Here is a 3,376-nt window from a genome sequence, read left to right on the forward strand (position 1 = left end):
CACCACGGAATGAATGAACTGCGATAATCTGTGCCATAATTTACCTCAAAGTCATTAATCAAGAGTAATTTTTCCCTTTAAATATCTCCCAAACTTTCAGTCTTGCCATCAACGCTAATCGATAAATTCAATGGCTCACAGATCATGCGATCGCTCTTTGAGAGATTGCACCTGATTCTGCAATCTTTGGTAGTACTCTGTCTCAGTTTCGGTTTGTGTCACTTGCTGTTCTCTAAGCTTTTGGATTTTTTGTTGTAATTGCTGAAAGTGTTCATTTTCAGTAATTTCGGCAACGTGGCTAGCTCTTTTGGTTTCGTTAATCTCAATACAAAGTTCCTGTACTTGCACTTTTAGGCGCTGATCTCGCATTCTGACTGACTCAGCCATCTCTAAAAAGACACGCATTAATTGACCGATATCATCTTGGCTATGGGCAAATTGAGCCAAATTCTGATGTAGTTCCAACACATGAGAATCAAAATTGTCATCCTCTAATGCTTGGGCTGCAACTGTCAGAGCGTGAATTGGTCGAGAAATATTCAGTCCTAAAAGCAGCGCGATGATTGCTGTAATTCCTCCAACAATCACCACACTACTGCTATTTAGCCAAATCAAGCGATTCAAAGGAGCAGTAAATTCTGCTTTCGGCTGGCTTACTCCCAATACCCAAGGTTGCGTAGCTAAAGATGCAAAGCCGACTATCTGCGGCTGTGATCGCGGCAATCGATAGGTGATATGTCCTGGCTGTTTAGCTCTCACCATCACCTTTAAGTCAGGAATATCCAAACTCTGAATCTGATCTACACCGTAGTGTTTGTCCTGAACAATCGGCTTTAGCGTCCTAGTTGACAGTGGAAGCAGGTTATGGTCAGAAACAGATGGATCGGGATAGCTAATGATTATTCCCTGTTGGTCAATCAAGAAGGCACTACTGTGAAAGCCTATATCTAAGGCATTAGCATTAATAGTTGTCCAAATATTTTCTCCCCGAACATTAAGTAGGGTGGTTCCCACAATTTCCCCATCAGGCGATCGCACGGGTTGCGAGAAAAACATTCCTGGACTTTTGGTTGTTTCATCCCCTAAGATGCTAAACCCATAAAAGTTCTTTTGAATAGTGGAGTAGTTTTGACCAATTAACTTTAGGTCTGTGGCAGCAACGCACTGACCCTTTCTATCCATCAGCAAGACACTATCAATGTCTGGATGTGAACGGAAGACAGTTTGTAGTGTCGATTGCAGGTTAAAGCGGTGATTTTCTCGCTTTACTGATGTATCAGCAGCCAGAAAATCCATCACATGACGATCACTACTGACTTGGGCAACCACATGATGGTGGTCAAGAATTAATTGGTCAAAGCGGCTAGCACTACTACTAGCTAACAGTTCCAGTTTGCGGTATTCGCCAGCTTCTACACTGTCTAAGCTCTGTTGCAGGTTGTAGTAGGCGGTGAAGATCATCGGTATTAGCACAGCGCAAACCAATGCTACCGAAATTTTAGCAGCGATTGGCCAAGCAAATGGGTTAAGTAACCGATGGAAATGCTTCATTTGAAAGATGCTTGTCAGCTTTAAAGTGTAATACTTAGTGGTGCTTCAAAAATGGCTTAGAGTTTAGGGATTAAAAGTTAGATATGTCATTCGGTTTGAATGGATTTACAGCTTTATTGATCTACTCCAATTAAGACTAATGGCTGCTACTATCTAACTGCGTTGCGTCTTTCTCCAAGCTTGAGGTGTAATCCCATGATGTCGGCGAAACTGACGAAAAAAGTAACCTTCATGCTGATAACCAACTGCTTGAGCAACTTGACTGACGCATTGATCAGTTTCTAGCAGTAGAGTCCGTGCTGCTACCATTCGGCGTTCAACAATCCAATCATTCACTGTATATCCCGTATTGCGTCGTACTAAATCGGTCAAATAAGCCGCACAGTAACCAACGGCAACAGCAACATCACATAAACTGATTGGTTGATTATAATTTGCCTCAATAAATTGAAAGACCTGACTTAGTTGAGGATTACTAGGAAATATCGTTAGTAAACTATCTGATGATCTAGCAGTATTGGCAAGAGCTTGTTCTGCAACTATCTGAAAATCAGCAGTGCAATGCTTATTCATAAATGCTTTTTTGGTTTAAGCAATAATTATCCCTAAACTGATCAATTCACCAAGAAATCTATTGACTTTCTTGAGAGTGAAAAAATACTTTCTCTATAGTAATATTGCTGTTTCAAAATTTTTGCAAGTCACTTGTTTTAACTAAGCTTTTATACCTAGTTAATTTAAACTAGTAGTCGAAATCCAAATTTTATGCATTGTATTTAAAAGCTTTCTGATTTATGTTGTAGGCACTAAATTAAGCAATCTTTCTTTCCAGAGAGTAAATACGGCTGGGATACATATTAAAATCATCAAAACCTAATGCCATAGCCAAATGTAATGAAGTACGAACTCTCGTCCAAAACCAATTCCCCTCTTTCCAAACCTCAGATATGCATTATTGATCCAGCCTTAGCTCTTTCTGTCCACGGAGTTCCTTTAATTCAACAGTTAGGAGAAGTGATGGAGTTATGGGTTGTACGAGAACTTTGGCACATACTTGACAGTTCTTCCTTTTATTTACAACATCCAGAATTAATTACTCCAAAAGGAATTAACTCTTGTAGAACACCCAAGCAAGAACGTGTTGCACTGGAGGAAACGCTTTGGTCACTTAAGAGATGGGAACAATTCCGTATGGAGAATGACTTAGCAAGACTTAATTTATTTTGGCTGGGAGATAGTCTAAGAGAATCTCTCCTCCCTAAAAATAAAAATCTAGAAATCTTTTGGCAATGGGAAGCGCTTACAAAATCCCTCGATAGTCAACTTGACGAATCTCAAACTATAGACTATGTTTTACCTCTTGCCTTCCGCGATACCATAGCGCTGGCTGCAAGTTTAGGTTCTGCTTTCATTCTGACTTATCAGCCAAAAGCAGATTTTGAAAAAAACTTTCCTCCAGAAATTTGTAAAGCTCTACAATTTTGGGGCATCTCTTGTCAAGTTCTCACACCTAGAGATTCTTGTGTCTCAGTAGAGCGCGATTATTTGCGACAATTACTGGTTTCTACTGGTACTATCAAACTTCTTTGGGCAGGATTACACTTAACAGTTTTGCATCTATTCATGCCAGAATTTCCAAAGACTAGTGTGTTATCCCAGAAGTTACCATTCAGTTCATCTGACCTTGCTAATGATAGGGTAGACAGCCCAAGATTGCAAAATAAGCCTTGGATAGGCGCTAGAGGGTTTTGGTATTTAGTATAGTTGTATACATAAATATTTCTTAATTGATATATATAAAAATTTTAACTATTTAAGCCGAAAT

Annotated in this window: 3 protein-coding genes; 1 reads left to right on the forward strand and 2 read right to left on the reverse strand. The window is 39.5% G+C overall.

Annotated elements, in window-relative coordinates:
- Positions 1 to 135: 135 nt before the first annotated feature.
- Positions 136 to 1,551: a PDC sensor domain-containing protein gene (locus tag ACWATR_RS38995; RefSeq protein WP_460345452.1), complete on the reverse strand. Its 1,416-nt coding sequence runs from the start codon at positions 1,549 to 1,551 to the stop codon at positions 136 to 138.
- A 153-nt stretch (positions 1,552 to 1,704) separates the two neighbouring features.
- A complete protein-coding gene (locus ACWATR_RS39000; RefSeq protein ID WP_460345455.1) occupies positions 1,705 to 2,124 on the reverse strand; it encodes a helix-turn-helix domain-containing protein in 420 nt (139 codons plus the stop codon).
- A 321-nt stretch (positions 2,125 to 2,445) separates the two neighbouring features.
- Here ACWATR_RS39000 and ACWATR_RS39005 point away from each other — a divergent pair, with 321 nt between their 5' ends.
- Positions 2,446 to 3,315, forward strand: coding sequence for a hypothetical protein (locus ACWATR_RS39005; protein ID WP_460345458.1), 870 nt, complete (start codon positions 2,446 to 2,448; stop codon positions 3,313 to 3,315).
- The last annotated feature ends 61 nt before the right edge of the window (positions 3,316 to 3,376 follow it).

It is taken from the genome of Nostoc sp. UIC 10890, from assembly GCF_054786515.1.